Raw genomic sequence first — 24880 nt, forward strand, 5'->3', positions numbered from 1 at the left:
CCGTTGCGCACTATGAAACCACTTGTCCGCTGGGTAACAAGATCGACACATTTGGTAATGATTATCATCTTGATTAAGAATAGTGTTTCCTTTTGACATATCAGGAAACATGAATTTTGAATCCTTGCCTTTCCACCACCACCCTGCTACTGATGGGCGCTATCAGTGTGCTGCCGCAGGCGAACGCCGCCGACGAGCTCACCCTGCCCGCTACGCAAATTCAAGGCACTGTCACTCAGGGCGACACCCAGAGCGAGGGCTACCAGGGACAGCCCTCGTCCAGCACCACCAAGCTGGGACTGACGGACAAGGAAACGCCACAAGCCATCACCACCATCACCCGCGCCCAAATGGATGACTTCAAGCTCAATGGCGTCAAGGACGCCCTGCGTTCCGCCCCTTCAGTAACGGTGGAGCAGAGCGAAACCGACCGCACCGAGTTCACTTCTCGCGGCTTCGATATCGGGACGTTCGAGTACGACGGCATGGGCATGCCGTTCGCCCAGACAATCCTGATCGGCGACCAGGACATGGCCGAATACGAGCAGATCGACGTGCTCCATGGCGCCAATGGCCTGATGAGTGGCACCGGCAACCCGTCGGCCACGGTCAACTTCGTGCGCAAGCGGCCGACCGACACCTTCCAGGCGCAGATCGACACCAGCGCCGGCTCCTGGGACAACCGCCGAATCGACATGGACGTATCGGGCCCGCTGACGGAAAGCGGCAACGTACGCGCACGCTTCATCTACGCCCACGACAAGGGCAACGCCTGGCTCGATCGCTACAGCCACGAAAAGAACGTGGTCGCCGGCCTGCTCGCGTTCGACCTGTCCGATGCCGACACCCTCACGGTCGGTTTCTCGCAGCACAACAGCGACGCCAACGGCAGTACGTGGGGCAACCTGCCCCTGGTGGACAGCAACAACAACCCGATCCACTACCACAGCCGCAGCTCCAGCGTCGGCCAGCCGTGGACCTACTGGAACATGCACACCCAGCGTGCCTTTGCCGAGCTCAAGCATGATTTCGGCAACGGCTGGAACGCGACGATCACCGCCACCGGGATCACCGAGAAACAAGACACCAACATGCTCTATGTTTCCAGCGTCACCGGCGATGACGCCACGGCGTTCGCGGCCCATACCACCAGCAAGGCCCACGAGTTACTGGGTGAGGCGAAGCTCTCCGGCCCGTTCAGCCTGTTCGGGCGCGAACATGAGCTGACCGTCGGTGCCAGCTATGGCCGTACCCACCAGACGGCACGCGAATACGATGCCGCAGCGGCGGGTTACTACCCAACCTCATTTGCCAGCATTCTTGCGGGCACCGAAACACCGCCGCCGTTCATCTACACCAGCGATACCAATACACAGAACTTCACCGACGCCCAGAAAAGCCTGTTCGCCGCCACGCGCTTCAGCCTGGCGGACGACCTGCACTGGATCGCCGGCGCGCGCATGCTCAGCGCCGACGGCTCGGGCGACAGCTATGGTGTCGACCACTCCCAACGCGAACATGGCAAGGTCACGCCCTACACCGGCCTGGTCTATGACCTGAACAGGCAGTGGAGCCTCTACACCAGTTGGACGAAGATCTTCAATCCGCAGTACGGCACGGTCGGCATCGACGGCAAGCCACTCGCCCCACTCGAAGGCAAGAGCCTGGAAGCCGGGGTGAAAGGCAGCCTGATGGATGATCGCCTGACCCTGACGGGAGCCGTATTCAAGACCGAACAGAGCAATGTGCCGTCCAACAGCCGATACATTCAGGTGGGCTCCCAATACCGCTACTACACCGATGACTACAAGAGCCACGGCATCGAGTTGCAGGCTAGCGGCGAAGTGCTGCCCGGCCTCGACCTGCTGGGCGGCTACACCTATGTGCGAATCGACGGTGCCGATGGCGACCGGGCACGCAAGTACGTGCCCAAGCACAGCGTCCACGGCATGCTGACCTACCGCCTGCCTGGCCTGCCACAGGCCAAGGTCGGGACCCGGGTGAGCTGGCAGAGCGCCGTACAGAATGACGTGTACAGCAGCATTCGCCAGAATCCCTATGCCGTGGTCGACCTGATGGCCAGCTACGATATCAACCGCAACTGGAGCACGTCGCTGAACCTCAACAACGTCACCGACGAGAAGTACCTGGTGTCCCTGTACAGCGGCACGGCCAGCAACTACGGCGCACCACGCAACCTGACCGCTTCGCTGACCTGGAAATACTGAGGGCCCTCACCGGGGGCCTCGGGGGCTGGTCCAAGGAACCAGCCCCTGCGACCCGCTCAGCCACGCCTCACACCAGTTCCTCGTCAATCCAGCCGCGGATCAGGCTCCAGACCATGGCCAGGTTCAAGGTCGGCTCGCACTCGGTCATCAGCATCGCCACCTGCAGCACCGAGCGCGGGTCCTGCGTATCGGTATCCAGCTCCTTGGTCAGCCGGACCCAATGTCCCCACAGACGCATTTCCCCGTCCTGACTGACCGTTGGCCAGCGACCCTTGCGGTACGGTATGCCCAACATGGTGCGGCGGATGGCGACTTCCTTGGGCGACAGCCCGAACAGTTCGAGGATCATCGGCGAGCTGGCCCCCAGGCGGAGCGCCCGGCTGATCTGCTCCTCCTCGTCACTGTCGCGGGTGCGCGAGAGCAGCCGCTGGACGACATCACCGTCGACCAGCACCTTGAACCAGGGCACCGGCGAGTTCACCAGGGCGCCCATGCAGCGCGGGTCGATCAGGGTCTGCAGGTCCTTTTCCTCAAACCCCATGGCCAGGCAATTGCGCAACTGACCGGTCTTGATGTTGTTCATGATTTGAAAGGCGACAGCCAGATTCAACGGGTGCATATAAACCTCTACCATTCCATGGTCGGATGACGGCCCGTGCGTGGGCCAGACTGCTTCACGCCAGAACGTCCGCCGGGCCGGGAGCGTGCTCGTCACGCCGGCCGAACTCGACGCTGAGGATCTCGACACCCGCCCAGCCCTCCACGTGGCTGGCCAGTTCGAACAGAAAACCGTCGCGCCGCAATGACTCCTGGTTGATTCTGAGCAGCACCATGCAGGTCTGGTCAGCGCTGATATCGGAACTCAAATCCATTTGTGTGTACTCCCTGTGATCGCTATCGCAGCCGGGTGCGACGGACTGGTGGTTGAGCCGGTGCGGCGAACTTTCCTCAGGCCGCTCGCGAATCCACCTCGGTGGTTCAGAGCGCCCTCCTTCACTGCACCGCTCGATTTTGTGCTGCCCCTAATTATGTAGTCGCTCCACGCAAGGCTATCTGTAAGACAAAGCGTCCCTCCTGCGGGAAAAAACGGGCGTCATTTGTGGGGCGTTCAGGGTGGGGGCCTGTTCGGATCCGAGCCGCCGGCCCGCGAGCGTCCCATGGCGGGCGTTCGCCGAGCCCTTCAGAACGCGGCTTCGTAGATCGCCAGGGCATCGGCCAGCCGGACCTCACGCGGATTGTTCACCAGCAGCCGCTGTTGCTGCATCGCGTCCTCGGCCAGTTGCCGGAGACGCTGGCGAGGCACGTCCACATCGCGCAGCCGGGTAGGTAAACCGCAGCGAGGCGCCAGTTGCGCCAGTTCCTCGATGAACTGCTCGCAGCGTGCCGGCGGATCACCGGCCCGCAGCCGCTCGCCGAGCAGCATCGGCGCCAGCTCGGCGTAGTCGGCAAAGGCTTCGGCGCGGTTGAAGCGCATCACGTGCGGCAACACCAGGGAATTGGCCAGCCCATGGGGCACGTGGAACTGCGCCCCCAGCGGATAGGCCAGTGCATGCACCGCCGCCACCGGTGCGTTGGCGAACGCCTGCCCGGCCAGACAGGCGCCCAGCAGCATGGCCTGGCGGGCCGCGAGGTCGTCCCCCTGGTGCACGGCCTGGTCGAGGTTGGCGGCCAGCAGACGCAACGCCTCCCGGGCCAACAGGCTCGACAGCGGGTTGCGCCTGATCCTGCTGGTGTAGGCTTCGATGGCATGGACCATGGCATCGATACCGGTGGCCGCCGTGATCGCCGGCGGCAGGCCGAGGGTGAGCCGGGCATCGAGCAGCGCCAGGTCCGGCAGCAGGATCGAGGCCACCACGCCCATCTTGCTGGCTTGCCCGGTGGTGATCACCGCGATGGGCGTGACCTCCGAGCCGGTGCCGGCAGTGGTCGGTACCTGGATCAGCGGCAGACGCCGGCCCTGGGCCCGGTCGACGCCGTAGATGGCCTGCAGGTCCTGGTTGCATTCGGGATGAGCCAGCAACGCCACCAGCTTGGCGACATCCATCGAACTGCCGCCACCGAAACCGACGATCAACTCAGCCCCGATGTGGCGGGCCCGCTCGACCGCGGACTGTACGCAAGTGTCACTCGGGTCGGCGCAGACATCGCTGAAGATCGCCACGCCCAGCCGGGCCTGGGTGAAACCGGGCAACAGCTCATCCAACAGGCCCAGGCGGATAATGCCGGGGTCGGTGACGATCAGTACCCGGCGGGCACCGCGCTGCTGACACAATGACGCCAGGCGGGCGGCCGCGCCCGGTTCACAGAGCAGATGTGGCGTGGTGGCGAAGCTGAAAGGCTGCATGTCCCTATTCCTCTTGTTCTTGTATTCATGGCACTCGCCGTGGCGCGGCCTGCGCGAACGGCGGCAGGGGAACCCGGCTAGAAGGCGAAGTGCTCCTCGCTCATGACCATCAGGCACGGGGCGCCGCCGAGCAGCGCCTCCCGATGGGCACCGGCGCGCGGCAGCAGCCGTCGCCAGTAGAACTCCGCCGCCTGCAGCTTGGCCTGGTAGAACGCCCGGTCATCCGTGCCACGGTCAAGCGCCGCGGCGGCACACACCGCCGCCCGCAACCACAACGCCGCCAACAGCACGTAGCCAGAATAGGCGAGGAAATCCACCGACACCGCGCCGATCTCCTGGGGATCGGCCCGGCAGACATCCAGCACGTGCTGGCTGAGCGAATGCCACTGCTCCAGGCGCTGGCCCACCACCCGGGCCATCTCGTCCAGGGCGGGATCGCTGCAGGCAGCCACCTCATCGAGCAGTCCCCGGATCAGTTGTTGCACCTGCTCGCCACCATCGGCCAGCACCTTGCGGCGAATCAGATCCAGCGCCTGGATACCGTTGGTGCCCTCGTACAGCTGGGTGATGCGGCTGTCGCGCATCAACTGCTCCATGCCCCACTCGCGGATATAGCCGTGCCCGCCATGGACCTGCACCGCCAGGCTGGAAACCTCCTGGCCGACGTCGGTGAGAAAGGCCTTGACGATGGGGATCAGCAACGCGGCCCGGCGGCCGGCGGCGGCGCGGGCCTGTGGGTCCGGGTCGCCGTGCTCCAGGTCGAGCTCGCGGGCCACGCACGCCGCCAGCAGGCGGCAGCCTTCGACCAGGGTCTTCTGGGTCAGCAGCATGCGGCGCACATCGGGGTGGCTGATGATCGGGTCGGCGGCGCGCCCGGGCGCCACCGGCCCGGCCAGGCTGCGCGACTGCAGGCGCTCGCGGGCATAGGCCAGCGCACCCTGGAACGCCGCCTCGGCGATGCCCAGGCCCTGCAGGCCGACCTGAAAGCGCGCATCGTTCATCATGGTGAACATGCACGCCAACCCCTGGTTGGCCTCGCCCACCAGCCAGCCGCGGGCGCCGTCGAAGTTCATCACACAGGTGGCAGCACCGCGGATGCCCATCTTGTGCTCCAGGGCGCCGCACTCGACGGCATTGCGTCGCCCCACGCCGCCGTCCGCACCCGGCTCGAACTTCGGCACCAGGAACAGGCTGATGCCCCGCACACCGACCGGTGCCTCCGGCAAGCGGGCCAGCACCAGATGCACGATGTTCTCGCTCAGGTCCTGGTCGCCTCCGCTGATGAAGATCTTGCTGCCGCTGATGCGGTAGCTGCCATCCGCTTCCGGTTGGGCCCGTGTGCGCAGCAGCGCCAGGTCGGTACCGGCCTGCGGTTCGGTCAGGCACATGGTGCCCGTCCACTCGCCGCTGACCAGCTTGCCCAGGTAATCGCGCTTGAGCGCCTCGCTGCCGTGGCGATGCAGGGCCAGCACGGCGCTCTCGGTGAGCCCGGAGTAGATGCGAAACGACAGCGAGGCGCCCATCAGCATTTCATGGAAACTGGCCGAGACCAGCTGCGGCAGCCCCTGCCCCTCGTACTCGAGCGGGCCGGTCATCGCGGCCCAACCCTGTTCGACGTATTGCCGATAGGCCTGGGCAAAGCCCTCCGGGGTCAGTACCCGGCCCTGCTCCAGACGACAGCCCTGCTCGTCGCCCTGGCGGTTGAGCGGTGCCACCACCTCGCTGGCGAACCGTGCGCCCTGCTCGAGGATGCCATCGATCGTCTCGCCGTCCAGGCCATTGCCAAGGCGGCGGCAGTGCGCCACCCCATCGAAGACCTCATGGAGCACGAAACGCATGTCACGCAAGGGTGCCCGATAGTTCATGCCCGGCCCTCCCGCACATCGGCCAGCCGCGCCAGGATCAACCCCAGGTCCTGCGCGGTGTCGAGCACGGCGGGCGAAGTCGCGGCGCCGATAACGGCGGTTTGCTGAACGTGGTAGGGGTGGCTCACTCGCGGCGCTCCTGAATCGATGATCGAAGGGATTGCCGCAACCCTAGTCAGAGCCCTAGTATTTTTGAAATTTTAATTTTGCATCCCATGTATTCCAGCCATGAATATATCGACCTTCGATCTCAATCTGCTGCGGGTGCTGGACATGCTCCTGCGCGAACAGAACGTGTCGCGGGCCGCCGAGCGCCTGGCCCTGACCCAGCCGACCGTGAGCAACGCCCTGGCCCGCCTGCGCGACCTGCTGGGTGATCCGCTGCTGGTACGGGTTGGCCGGCACATGCGCCCCACGCCTCGCGCCCTGGCGTTGGAAGGGCCGATCCGCGCCGCGCTGCAACAGATCGAACAGACCCTGGGCAGCGACAACAGCTTCGATCCCGGCCGCAGCCACCGCCAGTTGCGCATCGCCCTGACCGACTACGCCGAACAGCTGTGCATGTCCGGGCTGCTCGCCACCTTGCAGACCCAGGCGCCGCACCTGCGGGTCGATGTGGTGCACCTGGCACCGAGCCTGCCGGTGGAAGCCCTCGACCGGGGCGAGCTGGACCTGGTGCTCGGCCGCTTCGATGAGTCTCCCGCGCGCTTCGAACGCCGCCACTGGCGCAGCGAAACCCTGCGTATCGCGGTACGTCGCGACCATCCGGTGGTGAACGCAACGCTCGACCTGGCAACCTTTCTCGGCCTGCGCCACCTCTGGGTGCATGGCGGCCAGACCCGCGGCATGGTCGACCAATGGCTGGCGGAACAGGGCCTGTCGCGGCGTATCGTCTACACCACGCCCAACTACCTGCAGGCCGCGCACCTGGCGGCGGAATCGGACCTGTGCGTGGTCCTGCCGACCGCGCTGGCCACGCACTTCGCGCAACTGCTGCCGCTGCAACTGTTCGAACTGCCGTTCGCGCTGGAGCCGTTCCAGCTGGAACTGGTCTACCTCGCGCAACGCCAGCACGACCCGGCGCTGGCCTGGCTGGTGGAACGGATCATGGATATCCGCGCGACCTGAGGAGAGGGCCGAACAGGTTGTCGACCGCCAATCGTACGACAACTATCTTCCCTAGCCTTCTGCCAGTGAAGAGCCCCGAATGGCTCGTCCTCAGCCGCAGAAGCCTTCGACCACCCAGGGCTCAACCTTTATAACCGGGCGATCTACCTGAGCTGACGCGGCACCTTCGCAAAGGCACCCATCTCGCCGATCGAGAAAAATGGCACTAGCTTTCGCTTAAGTTGTACGATAACTTACCTCTACAGAAATTCCTTCCACCCTCGTGCCACTGGATACCTAGAACAATGACGCCACAAGAACTGAAATCCATCCTTTCCCACGGCCTGCTGTCCTTCCCGGTCACCGACTTCAATGCCCAGGGCGACTTCAACGCCGCCGGCTACGTCAAGCGCCTGGAATGGCTCGCGCCCTACGGCGCCAGCGCCCTGTTCGCCGCCGGTGGCACCGGTGAATTCTTCTCCCTCGCGGCCAGCGAATACAGTCAGGTGATCAAGACCGCCGTCGACACCTGCGCCCAGTCGGTGCCGATCCTCGCCGGTGTCGGCGGCTCGACCCGCCAGGCCATCGAATATGCCCAGGAAGCCGAGCGTCTGGGCGCCAAGGGCCTGCTGCTGCTGCCCCACTACCTGACCGAAGCCAGCCAGGACGGTGTTGCCGCCCACGTGGAAGCGGTGTGCAAATCGGTGAAGATCGGCGTGGTGGTGTACAACCGCAACGTCTGCCGCCTGAACGCCGACCTGCTGGAAAAGCTGGCCGAGCGCTGCCCGAACCTGATCGGCTACAAGGACGGCCTGGGTGACATCGAACTGATGGTGTCCATCCGTCGCCGCCTGGGCGATCGTTTCAGCTACCTGGGAGGCCTGCCGACCGCCGAGGTCTATGCGGCGGCCTACAAGGCCCTGGGCGTGCCGGTCTACTCCTCGGCGGTGTTCAACTTCATCCCGAAAACCGCGATGGACTTCTACAACGCCATCGCCCGCGACGACCACGCCACCGTGGGCAAGCTGATCGACGACTTCTTCCTGCCGTACCTGGACATCCGCAACCGCAAGGCCGGCTATGCGGTGAGCATCGTCAAGGCCGGTGCGAAGATCGCCGGCTACGACGCCGGCCCGGTACGGACCCCGCTGACCGACCTGACCGAACAGGAGTACGAAGCCCTGGCGGCGCTGATGGACAAGATGGGCCCACAATAAGCGCGCCCCTGCGGACTGCCAACACCGCACCCGGAGCCGGGCAACCGCCGGCTCCGGTCACAACTCGTTAGCCCGCACAAAAATAACTAGTGGGAGTACAAGGCATGCAAGCGACTAAAAAGACGCATGTGCGCTACCTGATTCTGCTCATGCTGTTCCTGGTGACCACGATCAACTATGCCGACCGGGCCACCATCGCCATTGCCGGCTCCAGTCTGCAGAAAGACCTGGGCATCGACGCTGTCACCCTCGGCTACATCTTCTCCGCCTTCGGCTGGGCCTACGTGGCCGGCCAGATCCCCGGCGGCTGGCTGCTCGACCGATTCGGTTCGAAAAACGTCTACGCCTTCAGTATCTTCAGCTGGTCGCTGTTCACCATGCTGCAGGGTTTTGTCGGCGGCCTGCCGGTGACCTGGGCGGTCGTCACCCTGTTCACCCTGCGCTTTCTGGTCGGTTTCGCCGAAGCCCCGTCGTTCCCCGGCAACGCCCGGATCGTCGCGGCCTGGTTCCCGGCGGCGGAACGCGGCACGGCCTCGGCGATCTTCAACTCGGCGCAATACTTCGCCACCGCGCTGTTCGCGCCGATCATGGGCTGGATCGTCTACCACTTCGGTTGGGAACACGTGTTCATCGTGATGGGCGTGTTCGGCATCGTGTTCTCGGGCATCTGGATGAAGACCATCTACAACCCGAAACAGCACCCGCGCATCAGCCCGAGTGAACTCGAACACATCGAGCAGAACGGTGGCCTGGTGGACATGGACCAGAAACGCAGCAACGACGGTCCGAAGTGGCACTACGTCAAGCAACTGCTGACCAGCCGCATGCTGCTGGGCGTGTACCTGGGCCAGTACTGCATCAACGCCATCACCTACTTCTTCCTGACCTGGTTCCCGGTGTACCTGGTGCAGGAACGCGGCATGACCATCCTCAAGGCGGGCTTCATCGCCTCGCTGCCGGCCATCTGCGGCTTCATCGGCGGTGTGCTCGGTGGTGTAATCTCGGACTGGCTGCTGCGTCGTGGCCACACGCTGACCTTCTCGCGCAAGCTGCCGATCGTCTGCGGCCTGATGCTGTCGACCACCATGGTCTTCTGCAACTACGTCGAGGCGGAATGGATGGTGGTCGGCTTCATGACCCTGGCATTCTTCGGCAAAGGCATCGGTGCCCTGGGCTGGGCGGTCGTGGCCGACACCTCGCCCAAGCAGATCGCCGGCCTGTCCGGTGGCCTGTTCAACACCTTCGGCAACATTGCCTCGATCACCACGCCGATCGTCATCGGCTACATCATCAGCGCCACCGGCTCGTTCAAGTGGGCCCTGGTGTATGTCGGTGCCAACGCTTTGGTCGCGGTGTTCAGCTACCTGGTGATCGTCGGCCCGATCAGGCGGATCGAGTTGCGTGACGGCCCAAAGGATGAAGCGGCAACGGATGCCAACCCCACGATGAACGTCGCGGGTGCGCGTCACTGAGCAAGAACCCGTGCATGCCCGCTACACCGCGGGCATGCACGCAGAACAAAGCCTGAGAAATCCATAAGAAAGGCACGACCATGCAGTTGATCGAACATTCTGACTCGCCCCGCTACGTCCGCCTGCACGACGACGACAACGTCGTGGTGGTGGTCAATGACGGCGGCCTGGGCGAAGGCGCCCGCTTCTCCGATGGCCTGACGCTGGTACAAGCCGTGCCACAGAGCCACAAGGTCGCCACCGTGTTCATCGCCAAGGGCGAACCGGTGCGCCGCTACGGCCAGATCATCGGCTACGCCCTGGAAGACCTGCGCCAGGGCAGTTGGGTGCAGGAAAGCCAACTGGCCATGCCGGCCGCCCCGGAACTGGACAGCCTGCCACGCTGCGATGCCGTGCCCGACGCCCTGCCCCCGCTGGAAGGCTTCACCTTCGAAGGCTACCGCAACGCCGACGGCACCGTCGGTACCCGCAACATCCTCGGCATCACCACCACCGTACAATGCGTGACCGGCGTGCTCGAACACGCGGTCAAGCGCATCAAGGCCGAGCTGCTGCCCAAATACCCCCACGTCGATGACGTGGTCGCCCTCACCCACAGCTATGGCTGCGGCGTGGCGATCAACGCCCGCGACGCCTACATCCCGATCCGCACCGTACGCAACCTGGCACGCAACCCCAACCTGGGCGGCGAAGCGCTGGTCATCAGCCTGGGCTGCGAGAAGCTGCAGGCCGGCCAGGTGATGCACGACAACGACCCGTCGGTCGACCTCAGCGAGCCGTGGCTGTACCGCCTGCAGGACGCCAGCCTGGGCTTCACTGAAATGATCGATCAGATCATGGGCCTGGCCGAAACGCGCCTGAAGAAACTCGACCAGCGCCGCCGCGAAAGCGTGCCGGCCAGCGAGCTGATCCTCGGCATGCAATGCGGCGGCAGCGATGCCTTCTCCGGCATCACCGCCAACCCGGCCCTGGGCTACGCCGCCGACCTGCTGGTACGTGCCGGTGCCACCGTGCTGTTCTCGGAAGTCACCGAAGTGCGCGACGCCATCTACATGCTCACCTCCCGTGCCGAAAACCAGGACGTCGCTGACGCGCTGGTGCGCGAGATGGACTGGTACGACCGCTACCTGCAACAAGGCGCCGCCGACCGCAGCGCCAACACCACGCCGGGCAACAAGAAAGGCGGCCTGTCGAACATCGTCGAGAAGTCCCTGGGCTCCATCGTCAAGTCCGGCAGCGGCGCCATCCAGGGCGTGCTCGGCCCGGGCGAGCGGGTCGACCGCAAGGGCCTGATCTTCTGCGCCACCCCGGCCAGCGACTTCGTCTGCGGCACCCTGCAACTGGCCGCCGGGATGAACCTGCACGTGTTCACCACCGGTCGTGGCACGCCCTATGGCCTGGCCATGGCCCCGGTGGTCAAGGTGTGCACCCGCACCGAACTGGCCGAGCGCTGGCCCGACCTGATCGACATCGACGCCGGGCGCATCGCCACCGGCCGTTCGAGCATCGAGGAACTGGGCTGGGAGTTGTTCCACTACTATCTGGATGTGGCCAGCGGCCGCAAGCAGACCTGGGCCGAGCAGCATAAGCTGCACAACGACATCACCCTGTTCAACCCGGCGCCGATCACCTGATGTACCCGGCCGGCTCGATGTTCGCAGCCCCTGTAGGAGCCGGCCCGTTCCATCCGCATTCCTTCCTTCACTTCTCTCTAAAGGAGCATTCCATGCCTGAGATCCTCGGCCACAACTTCATCGCCGGTCAGCGCAGCGCCGCTGGCACCCAGCGTCTGCAGAGCCTGGACGCCACCACGGGCGAAGCCCTGCCCTACCACTTCGCCCAGGCCACCGAAGCCGAAGTGGACCAGGCGGCCAAGGCCGCCGCTGCCGCCTTCGCCGAGTTCCGCCAACTGGCGCCGACCCGTCGCGCCGAATTCCTCGACGCCATCGCCGCCGAACTGGATGAGCTGGACGAGGCCTTCGTCGCCATCGTCTGCCGTGAAACCGCCCTGCCCGCTGCCCGTATCCAGGGCGAGCGTGGCCGTACCAGCGGCCAGATGCGCCTGTTCGCCCAGGTATTGCGCCGTGGCGATTTCCTCGGTGCCCGCATCGACCTGGCCCTGCCTGAGCGTCAGCCACTGCCACGCGTCGACCTGCGCCAGATGCGCATCGGCGTCGGCCCGGTCGCCGTGTTCGGCGCCAGCAACTTCCCGCTGGCCTTCTCCACCGCCGGCGGTGACACCGCGGCAGCCCTGGCGGCCGGTTGCCCGGTGGTGTTCAAGGCCCACAGCGGCCACATGGCCACCGCCGACCTGGTCGGCTGCGCCATCCAGCGCGCCGCCGAGCGTACCGGCATGCCGAAAGGCGTGTTCAACATGGTCTTCGGGGGTGGCGTTGGCGAGTGGCTGGTCAAGCACCCGGCGATCCAGGCCGTTGGCTTCACTGGTTCGCTGAAAGGTGGCGACGCCCTGTGCCGCATGGCCGCCGAGCGTCCACAGCCGATCCCGGTGTTCGCCGAAATGTCCAGCATCAACCCGGTGATCATCCTGCCGGGCGCCCTGGCCAAGCGCGGCGAAGCCATCGCCCGCGAACTGGCAGGCTCCGTCTGCCTGGGCGCCGGCCAGTTCTGCACCAACCCGGGCCTGGTCATCGGCCTGCAATCGCCACAGTACAGCCAACTGCTGGGTGAGCTGGGCCAGCACCTGGACCAGCAAGCGGGTCAGACCATGCTCAACGCCGGTGGCCTGCGCAGCTACGTCGGTGGCCTGGAACACCTGAAGGCCCACGCCGGTATCGAACACCTGGCCGGTCAGGCCCAGGAAGGCAGCCAGGCCCGTGCCCAGCTGTTCAAGGCTGACGCGCGCCTGCTGGTGGAATCCGATCCCCTGCTGCAGGAAGAAGTCTTCGGCCCGACCACCGTCGCCGTCGAGGTCAAGGACAACGAGCAACTGCGCGCGGCCCTACTCGGCCTGCGGGGTCAGCTGACCGCCACCCTGATCGGCGAAGCGGAAGACTTCGAAGCCTTCGCCTGGCTGGTGCCGCTACTGGAAGAGAAAGTCGGCCGTATCCTGATCAACGGCTACCCGACTGGGGTCGAAGTGTGTGATGCCATGGTTCACGGTGGGCCGTACCCGGCGACTTCCGATGCCCGTGGGACGTCGGTGGGTACCCTGGCGATCGATCGCTTCCTGCGTCCGGTGTGCTACCAGAACTACCCGCAGTCGCTGCTGCCTGAGGCGCTGCGTGACGGCAACCCGTTGGGGCTGCGTCGCCTGGTGAATGGGCAGTGGAGTGATGCGGCGATCTGATTGCGGCGTTGATGGAGAGAGCCCCGCTTTGGCGGGGCTTTTTATTTCCAGCGCGGTGCGTGTCCGTTTGAAGGGAGGCGTGACCTACCCCTGACGGTCTTCAGTTTTCGGGGGGCATCTGGTTCGCTACGGGGACGCCATCCAGCAGCGCGTCGACCACTGCCCGTGCCATCTCCACGGAATGCAGCATGCTCCAGAACAATGCCCGCTCGAAAGGATCGGCGTGCAGGCTGAGTTCGTCGCCGTTGAGTTCTGCCGTTTCGAGCAGGCGCGAGACGTGGGCCAGCGCGTCATAGACACTGACGCCCTGCTGGATGGCGAACAAGGAAGGTTTATCAAGGGATTCTGGAGCAACGGGACGGAAACGGGTGAATGTGAGACTGTCGAGCAAGCGGGTGGTGGATGCTTTGTTATCTGTGCCGAAAGCCCTGTTGGTAGGCGGCGGATCAGGGACAATTTTCTTGGTCATGGTGAAGTTCCTTTGTTGGGTCAGGAGCCCGTCACCTACGCTGCAAAACGAGGGGTGGCGAGCCGTACACAGGTTTGCAGACCGGCAACAAAGGAACCGGCAGGCCGAAGCCTCCTGCGCACAGCTCGCCATAACGCGAACGAAAAAATGCCGCTGATCGCGGCGTTGTGCGCCTTTGTTGTCACGGGCTGCAAAACCCGTATCGCTGAATTTGCAGCGACCTTGGGACTGTAGCCATGACGTTTGGTGCACACAATATTGTCCCATGCCTGAATCGCGTGGGAAATATGAGATTTTTAGGAAGGATGTTTCAGCTTAGCCTTGAAAGCTGGGTAACATTGATGCGCTAGGGGGAAGAGACGCCGTACGAAACCACAACACAGACGGAGTGCTGCCACAAAACGCTGCGGCCATCAGCATTGCTGAAACGAGAACCGGTTAATTTTCACAGCCCACAGCGCTAAAAATAAATTTGTCCCCGTTTCCCCCAAATAAATTTGTCCCCGTTTCCCCCTGCGACGGCCGGCCAAATTGACCTCTCAAGGGTCACCGCTCACGGGATAGGTGCGTCCGCACAAAGCAAAAACCTCAAACAACCCAATAACAGAGCAGCCAAGGTCAACGAAGGACCGAAAAACCACGCAACGTGGTGAGTAGGTTCTCCGGTTATGGTCGTGCCCGAATTCAGGCGAGCTGAAAATCAGACTTTTTCAACAGAATCGACCCAAAGCAGTCAGATGATTCAAAAAATCCGGGCAATCTAGCAAAAAATTTACCCTTATAAATCAGTTGCTTAGAAAGTAGAATCCATTGCTGCGTTGGGTAGTACCCTACGGCCTTCTCCGTTTGTATTATCATCGTGCCAGCATTGGATTGCGATTTCGGTACGAAATATGAAAAATGAAGTAATGATGCGGGACATTCGGGTCATCTCACTAGATAAGATTAAGTTAGACCAAGAAAACGTTCGTTTCGGCAATGATGTCGCGCTCAACCAGCGCGAGGCGATCAAGCTGATGCTATCAAACCCTGAGGACGCCAAGAAAATCCTTCGGCTTGCTGAGCACATTGCTGAAAACGGGCTTGATCCTACTGAACTTCAGCTCGTGACTCCCGACGAAGACGGCAACTTCATTGTCCTTGAGGGCAACCGTCGATTAACCGCACTTAAGCTCCTACAACGCCCAGACCTCTGCCCATCTGACCGTGGCTATAAAGGGTTCGCAAAGGCCCACAGCCAGTTGCTGAATGGTATCCCCGAAAACCTACAATGCAGTGTTGTAGAAAGCCGGGCTGCTGGTGATTTATGGATCGAACTAAAACACACCGGTGAGAACCGGGGCGTTGGTCGAGTTGGCTGGGATAGTGACATTCGAGATGAACGTCGCGCTCGCCAGACAGGAGTCGAATCCATCGGCCGCCAGGTTCGGAACCTCGTTAACGACAACCAGCACATTTTCTCGGCCAAAGCGGCACTGGATGTAATGGAAGTCGACGTCACCACACTTACTCGTATTTTCGCATCCAGTTTGGGACAGAGTACATTCCGCCTTAAGGTCGAGAATAAGACTCTAGTTCCGCAGCTCCCTCTCGAGCACATCGCTCCATCGCTTGAGTTTTTGCTGGAGATGTTTGTATCCCACGGATACAACGTAAACGACGTTCGCAACCATGAGAACCAAAAAACAACTCTTGGCCACATCCCGCCGGAATACCTTCCTCATAAATTGGCAGAGGCAGCGAAATTCCGGGACAAACCTGCGGAACAGGATCCAAACGTAGGTGTCAATAAAGTACCATCTGGAGACACTAAACAAAGCCCAGAAAGTGGCCAAAAGGCCTACGCCCCTTCCAGCGGGAATGATTCTGGAGTGAGCGGTAGCCATGTGAACGGCGATCCAAATAACAATAAGGGTATTGATGCTAATACTGCTACATCTCAGCCTGAAGCTTCACAAGCACCACAAGAAAGCGAAAGCGACACAGGCAATCCATATGCAACCACCCCATCAAAATTTGACTCCCCAAAAGAGCCAGACATTCGGGCTAAACCTCAGGTACGGGCAAGAAAGTATCTAACGCCATGGTCACTGAAAATCCACAACACTCGCATCAACGCAATATACAAAGAACTACGCACGATACTGAAGGTTGATGATTGCCCTAACGCAGCCGCAATCACATTTCGAGTATTCCTGGAAACCACGTGCGATGAATATATAAAACTCAAAAAGGAAGCAGGCACTCCAATTCTTCGCTGGGACACAAATCATGAGGTGCGCGGCGGCGTAGGCGGCGATAAACTCACTATAAAAGTTCAAGCAGTTATCAAGTATCTGCAGGCGAAAAATTTGGTAGCAGCAGGCCCTGCAAAGGCTATTTTCAAGAGAGCAGGCTCAAGTGATCAGCCCGGCTCGATTGACCACTTCAACCTCTTCGTTCACAGCGCACATGGTGCCCCTGTGCCATCAGAGCTCAAGGACATTGCTGAGGAGTACCGACCGATGCTTGAGGCCATCTGGGGCTGAGCCATTGGAAAATACCTTAATGTGTGTTCTCATGCACGGCTTGATTGGCTGGGATAAAATCCATGGGCGCTTCTAAGGTATTTTCCACTCCGCTACGCTACCCAGGTGGTAAGGGAAAATTTGCTCACTTCATTAAACAGATGTTTGAAGTGAACAACTTACATGATGGTCATTATATTGAGCCTTATGCGGGAGGCGCAGGCGTCGCCTTGGAGCTTATGTTCCACGAATACGCCTCGATCATTCATATCAATGATCTAGACCCTGCTATACATGCCTTCTGGCAGTCGGTGGTACACCACACTGACGAGATCAGCAAGTTAATTAACGACACGCCGGTCACAATGGAGAACTGGCATAAGTTCAAGGCCGTCTTAGCCAACCCTCAAGATTGCTCTGTCATTGATCTCGCCATGGCTACATTCTTCCTCAATAGAACTAATCGCTCGGGAATATTGAAAGCCGGGGTAATCGGCGGGCAAGGACAGGCAGGCAAGTGGAAGCTTGATGTTCGTTACAACAAGCCTGATTTAATCAAACGCATTGAACTAATTGGAAAGTACAAAAACCGAATCAAACTTTACAATGAAGACGCCCTCGACTTTATTAGCAATGTAATACCGACACTACCATCGAAATCCCTTACCTACCTAGATCCTCCGTATTACATCAAAGGATCGGGCCTCTATCGTAACTTCTACATCCACGACGATCATGTTCAGATCGCCAACACGCTGAGCAATATCGACAAGCCTTGGATTGTCTCCTATGACAACGTGAGAGAGATCAAAGAGATTTACTCAAGCTATCGTCAGGACGAATACTTTCTCAGCTACACAGCACAGGAGAAGAAAAAAGGCTCCGAAGTAATGATTTACGGTCCTAATATCATAGCACCCGGAAGTGGCTTGAACCGAAAAGCATCTTAACTCGCCCAAGAATTACACTCGAGATTACTATTCCTTTTGCGATAAAGACCGGTGGGCGAGTGGCTACTCATGGCCGCTTCTCCCCGTCGCGAACGGCAGCTTCCCCCACTCAGCGCCCAACCAGACAACTCCCTTTCCCTTGAATGAAATTTCCTAGAAAATCCCGGCTGGTTGCGCCTAATAATTTCGGTGGTTTAGTCTCGGCCCGTCACTGCCAATCCAGTGATCGGGTTTAGCAGCTCGGTAAATCGTTAGGCGCACAGCGTCACCCATCCCACCGGCCTTTTGTGCTCGGTGCTTTATGGTGGCTGTGCGCAGGGCATCTTCGGATGCGCCGGTTTCCTAACGTACCGGTCTGCTAACCTGCGTACGGCCGCCACCCATCATTTAGCAGTGATTTTGGCGGCTTCTAACCTACGTTAGGAGTTACCAGCATGTTCAAAGTAACCCCCAATCCGCCGACTACACCCCGTGTCGGAATCATTGATCCTCGTGTCGCCGATCAGGCACTGGCCCACTATGACCTGGGGCCAGAGGCAGGCTCGAAACCGGCACCCGCCTCCACCGCAGCCGCCACGCCTCCAAGCCCGCCGCCGACCTCGCAAACTCACGAAGACACCCTGCTCGACCTCCACTCGATTCTGCAGTCAGCAGCCGCTACGGCCTATGAGAACGCCGACAACCAGACCGGCCCGAATCGCAAGGTCGCGATGGGGGTGGTGCACTTGATTGAGCTGGCACAGTTGAGAATGAGTTCGCTGGAGCAGCAGGTTGTGGCGGTCAACGCTTGATGGCTGGCTGAAGGTCAAAAGCTTCGCGGGCAAGCCCTGCTCCTACAGTACAACGGTGGTCATCATGATGGAGAGAGCCCCGCTTTGGCGGGGCTCTCTTATCCGCGGTCAGTCGCCAGCCCATACCGATCACCGCGGGATTGCGCGCCCCCCTCGAACAGCATCCAACAAGGGTTTCAGCGTGGACCTGGCCGAACACAAGGCATTCTCTACCGACTCGAAGATGGCCTGACCGGTTGGCCTCAATGGGGCAAGTGACCCCTGGCGTAGCGCACCGTCCTTTCCAGAGTCCGGGTCATATCGGGATGGCTTAGCCGATACTTGCGCTCCAGTTGCTCGCTATGGCTCATGTCGAAGCGCTGCGTCTGGATGAAGTCCAGTGACTCGGCGCTGATCGCCAAGCGGGCCGCCAGGCCGGGAATCTTCAAAAGCCACTTGAGCAACCCTATCGCCACATGGCGGCGGGGGGCCGTGACCTCCAGGGTTTTTGCCATCTGCTCAAGCATCCCCTTCAGGTTCGGTGTGTGCTGGTAGAGCGCCAGGACCTGGCGGTTGACCATCGTGGGGTCGAATGCCACGCAGGCGATCATCGACACCAGGTAATCGACGCTGACCAATGGCAACCAGTGCCTGGCGGAACCGGGGATAGCCTTGAACCGCCCTTGCGCCAGGTTTCGAATGAGTTCGACCAGGGGTTGTCCTTCGACGATGTGTCCACTCTCGCTGTGGCCACACACCGTTGCAGGGTGAACGATCGTGTAATCCGCGCCCGCTTCCTGCATGTGGCGGATGACGGCGAAATGCGACTCGAGCTTACTGCCTTCGTAGCCGCCCACACGGCCATAGACTGCGGGCCAATCGGTGTTTTCCGGGCACTCATTATCCACCCCGATGTTGGCAAGGTGGCTAAGGTTCTGCAGCATATAGCCGCCCACCATCACCAATCGGATGCGCTGGGTCGCCGCAAGCCTGGCGACTCTCAGCGCCCCTTGCACATTGATCGTGCGGGCGCGCTCCATTGTCAGCCCCCAGGAAAATTGCGCCGCCAGGTGAAAGACCACACCGACCGAAGACACGCGCTGCTGGTCCGCCTCGCTGAGTCCCAGGCCCTCTCTGCTGATATCGCCCGCAACGGCGTGAATATGCGCGGGATTACCGCCGAGCCGGCCTACCTGCTCTCTGAGCCGCTCAATGTTTTCGGGGGTGCGCATCAGCACCCAGGTCTTGTGTCCTGTCGCGGTGAGACGGGCCAGTAAATGTTGACCCACAAACCCACTGCCGCCGGTGACGAAGCATTCCACGCTCATGTCTGAATCCTTGTTTGGATGATCGGCGCAGGCTAAGGTGTAGAGCCTACTCTACAGTCAAGGATTTTTTTGTCGTGAACATCGGAGAGTTGGAGCGCCGCAGTGGAGTCGGCCGCCATGCGTTGCGCTATTACGAACAGCTCGGGCTGATCGTGGCTCATCGACAGGCCAATAACTACCGCAGCTACAGCGATCAGACCGTGGCTGATCTGGCGTTCATTCAGAGTGCCCAGGGCGTGGGGTTTTCACTCGCCGAGATCGGGGAGATCCTGGCGGCCAGGCGGGGCAATACGATCAATTGCGCCCAAGGCGCGGCCTTGGTCGCCAGCAAGATGGCCGAGATTCAAACGAAGATCACCACCCTGCAGGCCACGTATGCGTTTCTGGACGGCGAACGGGCGAAGCTTGAAGCCAGTGCCATTGCCAACGGGCAGATGATGGCTCACCTGCCTGTCCCTGAGCCGGTCTCGGCGCCATAGCCTGCCGGCAACGCCTCAACCGGCAGCCTTTGTCGAGTGCCTGAAGATCAAAAGCTTCGCGGGCAAGCCACGCTCCTACCGGGTTGCGGCGGCCATCAAAATGGTGATCGCCTCCATTCTGTAGGAGCCGGGCTTGCCCGCGAACAGGCCAGCCGTCTCACCACAAAACGCCTGGTATGGCGCGGCAACGTATGAACCCGTTTCAGGGAGACACAGAGCCCCATCGGCTGGAGTCCACGAAGAGGAACGTCAATGGCAGACGGTTCCTGTCCTAGGCTGTGTACGAAATTGTTTGAAACGCAGGTTAGGCAAGGCAAAAACCGGCGAGGAAGCGCAGTTGACTGGTTGTCAATGAGCATTCCGAGCCGGTTTTTAACGCCGCATAACCAAGTTTCAAGCGATTTCGTACATAGCCTAGAGCCAACGCCTGACCTCGCTGCAGTACTGAGTGAAATCCCTGCCGAAAAGACCGGCAAGCGCTCGCTCCTCCGGCCCGATCTGGAAGCGGTTCATGTAGGTCACGAAACCCAGCACGCCCAAGAGGGCTGGCGGCCAGGCGAGGAAGATGGACCAGGCGACCAGCACGGTGGCGAAACCCAAATACATGGGGTTGCGGGTGTACCGGTAGATGCCCGAGCGGACCAGAGCAGAAGCCGTCTCCGGCCTCAGCGGGTTGACCGTGGTCCGCGCACGGCGGAATGAAAATACGCCAGCCAGACAAATCGCCACACCTGCCAGCAACACCACCAGCGCCAGGCCAATACGCCACTCGATAGCCAACGCCAAGGTACCCGGCAAGTGCCGGGCAGCGAGCCATGCCAGCAGGCCAAACAGCGTAGCCACCAGCGGCGGAGGAATGCGATTGTCCATAGATGAATTCCTGATAGAGATGAACTGCTATCAGGATGAGGCTTGTAGCCACTTCAGGGTCAAGCATCCTGAGCCGATGAAGACTGCGGGGCATTTGGCCCATCAAGCGTCGCTCAAAAAGCGTGGAAGCGCCTGCGAGAGAGCATCAAACACCTGAGTGACCCGCCATACCCGCTTCAGGTCGTGGAGCATCGCAACCTTGGCTGAGCCTGCCCGCCAACCTCGCAACCTGGCCGGAAAGCCCAACGCCCGAGGCACTTGTAGCCGTGCTGCGCGTGGTGCCGATAGTCGCTCGCACACGGAAACCTCTACAATCCGCATCCCAACGTTCAAGGATGCCCGTGCGATGCGTTTTCTTTCCGTGTTGTTATTGATGCTGCCCTCTCTGGCTTGGGCACTGCCGGCGCTGAAGGACACCGAGCTTTACAGCAGCAAGGCGACGGACTGTCACGATGTGGATCTCAAGACTTGGCAGCACCCGGCCCGCGCTGTTCTGGAAAAACATGACATCAAGCTGGAACGGGTTCAGCTGTGCAACGGTGACCACTACCCTATCTTCACCGGGCAAGTGCCGTACGATCCGACTGGGCAGACGAAAAACTTTTTCCTTCCGCTCTACGAGGAAATGCGCAAAGCCAATGGGAAATGGCCGTACGCAATCGTGGCCACCAGTGACAATATCGTGGTTTACGTCAGCTACCCGGCCAATGATGGGATTTCGCTGGGTTACGAACAGTATGCGCAACCGTAGGTGCATCGGCTTACATGCTTTACACAGGACTCTGCACCATTCACGCAGGCCAAAACGATCAGCATAATTGCCTCGGAACTGCGCTCTTAAATACCTACATCCATTGCAGTTTGAACATTCCTGACCATGAACAGGAGTCATTCGCTGGCGCTGCGGGCTGCCTGGTTGCTGATGATGGGCTGGTACGAGATCTATCGGGTCCGATGTTCATGAACATGCTTCGCACACTGGCGTAGCTCGCACCTGATTGAACTGGCACAGTTGAGAATGGGCCTGCTGGAGCAGCAGGTGGTAGCCGCCAGCCGTTGACGGCATCCCGGCCGATGGCGGCATTACGCATCCGCTATCGGCCAAGCGCTGATCTTTTAGATCCCATCAGGATTTCTTTACCACCCACCCATCATGCTCATTTCGCTGTTTGCGGCTGCTCCAACTGCTCTGCTTCGCGCAGGTCGGCGCTCAAACCGTCGCAACTGGCCGACCATTCAGCCAGCCATCGAGGCAGCGCTGGCGATTGCTTGTCCAGGCCCAAGGCAGCGGCAAATTCGGCCGGTGCGACACTGCCTTTTGGCCCGCGAAACAACCCGCGCATGACCACGACCCCAATCACGCGCCGGTCTTTGACAAAGCGGTGTTCGACGAAGCTCCACTTGTGGTCCCAGCCGAGCATGCGTGTGTGAATTTCAAAGCGCTCGAACAGCTTGAGTTCGCGGCGGAACTTGCCCCACACATCGCCCACGATAGGCATTGCGCGGTGCTTGAGTGCCACGCGAAACGCGCCGCTGCGAAGCACATAATCCATTCGGCCGACGTCGGCCAGGGTGAAGTAGCGGCCGTTGGTAACGTGCCGGTTGAAGTCCAGGTCCAGTGGCCAGACGCGCAGGTGCACCACCGTGGTGGCGAGACCGTGCACAGGGCGGCGCCACGGTCGGCGCAACAGCATCAGGAGAAGGCGAAACCATAAGTTCATGCAAAAAATACCTGCTGGAGCGGAAAGATGCCGCACTCTAGAGGCGCTGTTCGGAGTAAGGTAGATGCAGAAATGACTAATTTCATGCCAATTGCGCAAAGGGATTTTCATGCACGTCACGCTTCTCCTGGCCGAGTACAGCTCCCAGGCCTCTGCCGCCCTGGCAATAGAGGTACTGGATGCGGCAAACCGCCTGGCGGCTCCTGCCGAGAAGCCCTTTACCGTGTGCATCGCCTCGTTGGATGGGCTGCCAGTGAACAATGCCCTGGGACGCCCCATGCCCGTGGATGCGAGGCTCGATACGATTGATAAAACAGACCTCGTACTGATTCCTGGTTTTCTCTTCAGCTTGCGTGAGGCCCTGCCGGCTTTTGCCCAGTGCGGCACCTGGTTGCGCCACCAGCACCGCAAGGGCGCCATCATCGCCTCCATGTGCACCGCCGCCTTCATGCTCGCCGAAGCCGGCCTGCTCGACGGTGTAGAGGCCACCACTCACTGGGCGTTCGCCGATTTTCTGCGCCGGCACTATCCGAAGGTCTGCCTGGATGAGCGCCGTATCCTTTGCGAAGACGGTCGCCTGATCAGCAGTGCCGGCGCGAGTGCCGCCATGGACCTGCTGCTGCACCTGGTTCGCCGTTTTGCCTCGTTTGAACTGGCACAACAGTGTGGCCGTTACCTGTTGGTTGACGGCGTGCGCAGCGAGCAGACGGTTTACATCAGTTGGTCGATGCCGCGTGGGCATGCGGACGAGGCGGTCATGCGCGTGCAGGACTGGATGGAGGCCAACTTCGCCGAACCCAACAGTATCGCCCAGCTGGCCGATCAATTCGGCTTCGGCGTGCGCAACTTCAAGCGTCGCTTCAAGGAAGCCACCGGCCAAACGCCGCTGACCTACCTCCAGACCCTGCGCCTGGAAAAGGCCAAGCAATTGCTGGAAACCACCCGCCTTGGTTTTGAGGTCATCACCCACCAAGTGGGCTACGAAGACAGCAATTCGTTCAGGCGGCTTTTCTGCCGGCGTGTTGGTATCTCACCCGCGCTTTTCCGAAAGCGCTTTCATCGGCTTGCGCCGAGCACGTAACAGCCCACGACTAGCGGCAACTGCACGATCGATTCCCCAGGCCTGACTCATTGGACGGCCACGTGCCCTTGAGCAGGGGGCAACGTCGCACATCGTGCTGACGGTGTTCGCCCAGAGCATGATGGGAACCACTCAACCCGCCTACCCTGCCCCCCTGTCAAAGGCGCAATCCTTGAAAACCAACCACCCGATCCCATGGGAGCACTGTACATGCCTATCGGCTTCAGGCCCGCTCAAGCCTCGGACGCGCACGACATTGCGCGCTTCTTTCAACTGACATCGGAGGGCATGGCCGATTACATATGGAGCAAGCTTGCCGCACCTGGAGAAGCCTTGCTGAGTGTCGGTGCGTCTCGCTATGCCAGGGAACAGGGCGACTTTTCCTACAAGAACTGCCTGATGGCCACTTTCGAAGGGCGCGTCATCGGCATGATGCATAGCTATGCCTTGCGCGAGACCCCTGACAGGCCTGTCGAGACAGACCCGGTCCTCGCGCCTTATGCCGACATGGAAATACCCGACACCTTATACATCTCCAGCCTGGCCCTGGATGAGGCCTGGCGCAGCCAGGGGCTGGGCGTCGAGTTTCTTCGCCACGCCCAGCAGCGCGCCGAGGACTTAGGCCTGGATGGGCTATGCCTGATCGACTACGCAGAAAACCACGGGGCACGCCGCTTCTACGAACGTCACGGTTTTCAAATCGTTAAAACCTGCCAGATCGTTCCGCACCCGATGCTGGGTGTCACCGGTGAAGCCTATTTGATGTATCGCCCTAACCACAACGTGCTCGAGAAAAGACCATGAACAAGAAACTGACCGTATTCCGCGAACTGGATATCCAACCGGTGCGCGACCTGCCCTTTTTTGAAGAGGTCGTGGAAGGCGACCCTCACACGCTGACGTCCAAGTACTATCACGATGAACAGCAGGGTCGCATTTCCGGAGAATGGGAAGCCAGCACCGGAGCGTGGCGCATCGATTACAAAGTGTGGGAATTCTGCCATGTCCTGAGCGGATGCTGCGTCATCGAGCTTGAGGGTCGCGCCCCCGTCAGACTGGCCGCTGGCGACACGTTCATTATCGAACCGGGCGCCAAGGGCAAATGGACCGTGCTGGAAGACATGAAAAAGAACTTCGTGATCCTCTTGCCCACGAACTAGGCACG

At 61.0% G+C, this 24880-nt stretch carries 23 protein-coding genes; 14 read left to right on the forward strand and 9 right to left on the reverse strand.

Annotation, left to right across the window (positions count from 1 at the left end; translation table 11 throughout):
• The first annotated feature begins 152 nt into the window (after positions 1-152).
• Complete coding sequence (locus ACMGT0_RS19140) at positions 153-2228, forward strand: TonB-dependent siderophore receptor (RefSeq protein WP_416773509.1); 2076 nt, start codon at positions 153-155, stop codon at positions 2226-2228.
• Positions 2229-2295: 67 nt separating this feature from the next.
• On the opposite strand, the gene ACMGT0_RS19145 is transcribed toward ACMGT0_RS19140, so the two are convergent.
• From ACMGT0_RS19145 to ACMGT0_RS19165, 5 genes are all read right to left on the reverse strand, one after another.
• The gene (locus tag ACMGT0_RS19145; protein WP_054056973.1) at positions 2296-2847 is read right to left on the reverse strand and encodes a DUF2857 domain-containing protein; all 552 of its coding nucleotides are present in this window, start codon (positions 2845-2847) and stop codon (positions 2296-2298) included.
• 55 nt (positions 2848-2902) lie between these two features.
• Entirely contained in the window at positions 2903-3100 is a 198-nt protein-coding gene (locus tag ACMGT0_RS19150) for a hypothetical protein (RefSeq protein ID WP_054056974.1), read from the reverse strand.
• A 308-nt stretch (positions 3101-3408) separates the two neighbouring features.
• Positions 3409-4572, reverse strand: a complete 1164-nt coding sequence (locus ACMGT0_RS19155; RefSeq protein ID WP_416769283.1) for an iron-containing alcohol dehydrogenase — start codon at positions 4570-4572, stop codon at positions 3409-3411.
• Between the two features lie 77 nt (positions 4573-4649).
• Positions 4650-6437, reverse strand: coding sequence for an acyl-CoA dehydrogenase C-terminal domain-containing protein (locus ACMGT0_RS19160; protein WP_416769285.1), 1788 nt, complete (start codon positions 6435-6437; stop codon positions 4650-4652).
• Entirely contained in the window at positions 6434-6565 is a 132-nt protein-coding gene (locus tag ACMGT0_RS19165) for a hypothetical protein (protein WP_273820979.1), read from the reverse strand. Before ACMGT0_RS19165 ends, ACMGT0_RS19160 begins: the two co-directional genes overlap by 4 nt.
• Before the next feature lie 100 nt (positions 6566-6665).
• Between ACMGT0_RS19165 and ACMGT0_RS19170 the strand changes: the two genes are divergently transcribed.
• The 5 genes from ACMGT0_RS19170 to ACMGT0_RS19190 all read left to right on the forward strand — a co-directional run bounded on the left by ACMGT0_RS19170 (position 6666) and on the right by ACMGT0_RS19190 (position 13540).
• A complete protein-coding gene (locus ACMGT0_RS19170) occupies positions 6666-7565 on the forward strand; it encodes a LysR family transcriptional regulator (protein WP_416769286.1) in 900 nt (299 codons plus the stop codon).
• 284 nt (positions 7566-7849) lie between these two features.
• Positions 7850-8761 (forward strand): 5-dehydro-4-deoxyglucarate dehydratase, encoded by a 912-nt coding sequence (gene kdgD / locus ACMGT0_RS19175; RefSeq protein WP_054064553.1) that lies wholly within the window; start codon positions 7850-7852, stop codon positions 8759-8761.
• Between the two features lie 104 nt (positions 8762-8865).
• On the forward strand, positions 8866-10233 hold the full coding sequence (locus ACMGT0_RS19180) for an MFS transporter (RefSeq protein WP_416769288.1): 1368 nt from the start codon (positions 8866-8868) through the stop codon (positions 10231-10233).
• An 80-nt stretch (positions 10234-10313) separates the two neighbouring features.
• Positions 10314-11867: a galactarate dehydratase gene (gene garD, locus ACMGT0_RS19185; protein ID WP_054064555.1), complete on the forward strand. Its 1554-nt coding sequence runs from the start codon at positions 10314-10316 to the stop codon at positions 11865-11867.
• A gap of 92 nt (positions 11868-11959) precedes the next feature.
• Positions 11960-13540: an aldehyde dehydrogenase (NADP(+)) gene (locus ACMGT0_RS19190; protein ID WP_416769290.1), complete on the forward strand. Its 1581-nt coding sequence runs from the start codon at positions 11960-11962 to the stop codon at positions 13538-13540.
• Between the two features lie 100 nt (positions 13541-13640).
• Here the strand turns inward: ACMGT0_RS19190 and ACMGT0_RS19195 are convergent, their stop codons facing one another.
• Positions 13641-14009: a hypothetical protein gene (locus tag ACMGT0_RS19195; RefSeq protein WP_416769292.1), complete on the reverse strand. Its 369-nt coding sequence runs from the start codon at positions 14007-14009 to the stop codon at positions 13641-13643.
• 893 nt (positions 14010-14902) lie between these two features.
• On the opposite strand from ACMGT0_RS19195, the gene ACMGT0_RS19200 reads away from it, so the two are divergent.
• The 3 genes from ACMGT0_RS19200 (at position 14903) to ACMGT0_RS19210 (ending at position 18257) form a co-directional block, all read left to right on the forward strand.
• Positions 14903-16537 carry a hypothetical protein gene (locus ACMGT0_RS19200; protein ID WP_416769293.1) on the forward strand — a complete coding sequence of 545 codons (1635 nt, stop codon included), beginning with the start codon at positions 14903-14905 and terminating at the stop codon, positions 16535-16537.
• 62 nt (positions 16538-16599) lie between these two features.
• Positions 16600-17466, forward strand: a complete 867-nt coding sequence (locus ACMGT0_RS19205) for a DNA adenine methylase (protein WP_416769294.1) — start codon at positions 16600-16602, stop codon at positions 17464-17466.
• A 434-nt stretch (positions 17467-17900) separates the two neighbouring features.
• Positions 17901-18257, forward strand: a complete 357-nt coding sequence (locus ACMGT0_RS19210; RefSeq protein ID WP_416769296.1) for a DUF6124 family protein — start codon at positions 17901-17903, stop codon at positions 18255-18257.
• A 242-nt stretch (positions 18258-18499) separates the two neighbouring features.
• Here ACMGT0_RS19210 and ACMGT0_RS19215 read toward each other — a convergent pair whose 3' ends face one another.
• Positions 18500-19564, reverse strand: a complete 1065-nt coding sequence (locus ACMGT0_RS19215; RefSeq protein ID WP_416769298.1) for an SDR family oxidoreductase — start codon at positions 19562-19564, stop codon at positions 18500-18502.
• A gap of 74 nt (positions 19565-19638) precedes the next feature.
• Between ACMGT0_RS19215 and ACMGT0_RS19220 the strand changes: the two genes are divergently transcribed.
• The gene (locus ACMGT0_RS19220; protein ID WP_054057898.1) at positions 19639-20043 is read left to right on the forward strand and encodes a MerR family transcriptional regulator; all 405 of its coding nucleotides are present in this window, start codon (positions 19639-19641) and stop codon (positions 20041-20043) included.
• Between the two features lie 414 nt (positions 20044-20457).
• Here ACMGT0_RS19220 and ACMGT0_RS19225 read toward each other — a convergent pair whose 3' ends face one another.
• A complete protein-coding gene (locus tag ACMGT0_RS19225) occupies positions 20458-20913 on the reverse strand; it encodes a methyltransferase family protein (RefSeq protein WP_416769300.1) in 456 nt (151 codons plus the stop codon).
• 346 nt (positions 20914-21259) lie between these two features.
• On the opposite strand from ACMGT0_RS19225, the gene ACMGT0_RS19230 reads away from it, so the two are divergent.
• Positions 21260-21664: a hypothetical protein gene (locus ACMGT0_RS19230; protein ID WP_416769302.1), complete on the forward strand. Its 405-nt coding sequence runs from the start codon at positions 21260-21262 to the stop codon at positions 21662-21664.
• Between the two features lie 406 nt (positions 21665-22070).
• Here ACMGT0_RS19230 and ACMGT0_RS19235 read toward each other — a convergent pair whose 3' ends face one another.
• Entirely contained in the window at positions 22071-22634 is a 564-nt protein-coding gene (locus tag ACMGT0_RS19235) for a thioesterase family protein (protein WP_416773511.1), read from the reverse strand.
• 109 nt (positions 22635-22743) lie between these two features.
• On the opposite strand from ACMGT0_RS19235, the gene ACMGT0_RS19240 reads away from it, so the two are divergent.
• From ACMGT0_RS19240 to ACMGT0_RS19250, 3 genes are all read left to right on the forward strand, one after another.
• On the forward strand, positions 22744-23715 hold the full coding sequence (locus ACMGT0_RS19240) for a GlxA family transcriptional regulator (RefSeq protein WP_416769304.1): 972 nt from the start codon (positions 22744-22746) through the stop codon (positions 23713-23715).
• A gap of 210 nt (positions 23716-23925) precedes the next feature.
• Positions 23926-24519 (forward strand): GNAT family N-acetyltransferase, encoded by a 594-nt coding sequence (locus ACMGT0_RS19245; protein WP_241494446.1) that lies wholly within the window; start codon positions 23926-23928, stop codon positions 24517-24519.
• Positions 24516-24875, forward strand: a complete 360-nt coding sequence (locus ACMGT0_RS19250) for a cupin domain-containing protein (protein WP_416769306.1) — start codon at positions 24516-24518, stop codon at positions 24873-24875. The genes ACMGT0_RS19245 and ACMGT0_RS19250 overlap by 4 nt, the downstream gene beginning before the upstream one ends.
• The last annotated feature ends 5 nt before the right edge of the window (positions 24876-24880 follow it).

This window comes from Pseudomonas sp. RHF3.3-3 (assembly GCF_048069595.1).
Taxonomy (GTDB): domain Bacteria; phylum Pseudomonadota; class Gammaproteobacteria; order Pseudomonadales; family Pseudomonadaceae; genus Aquipseudomonas; species Aquipseudomonas fuscovaginae_B.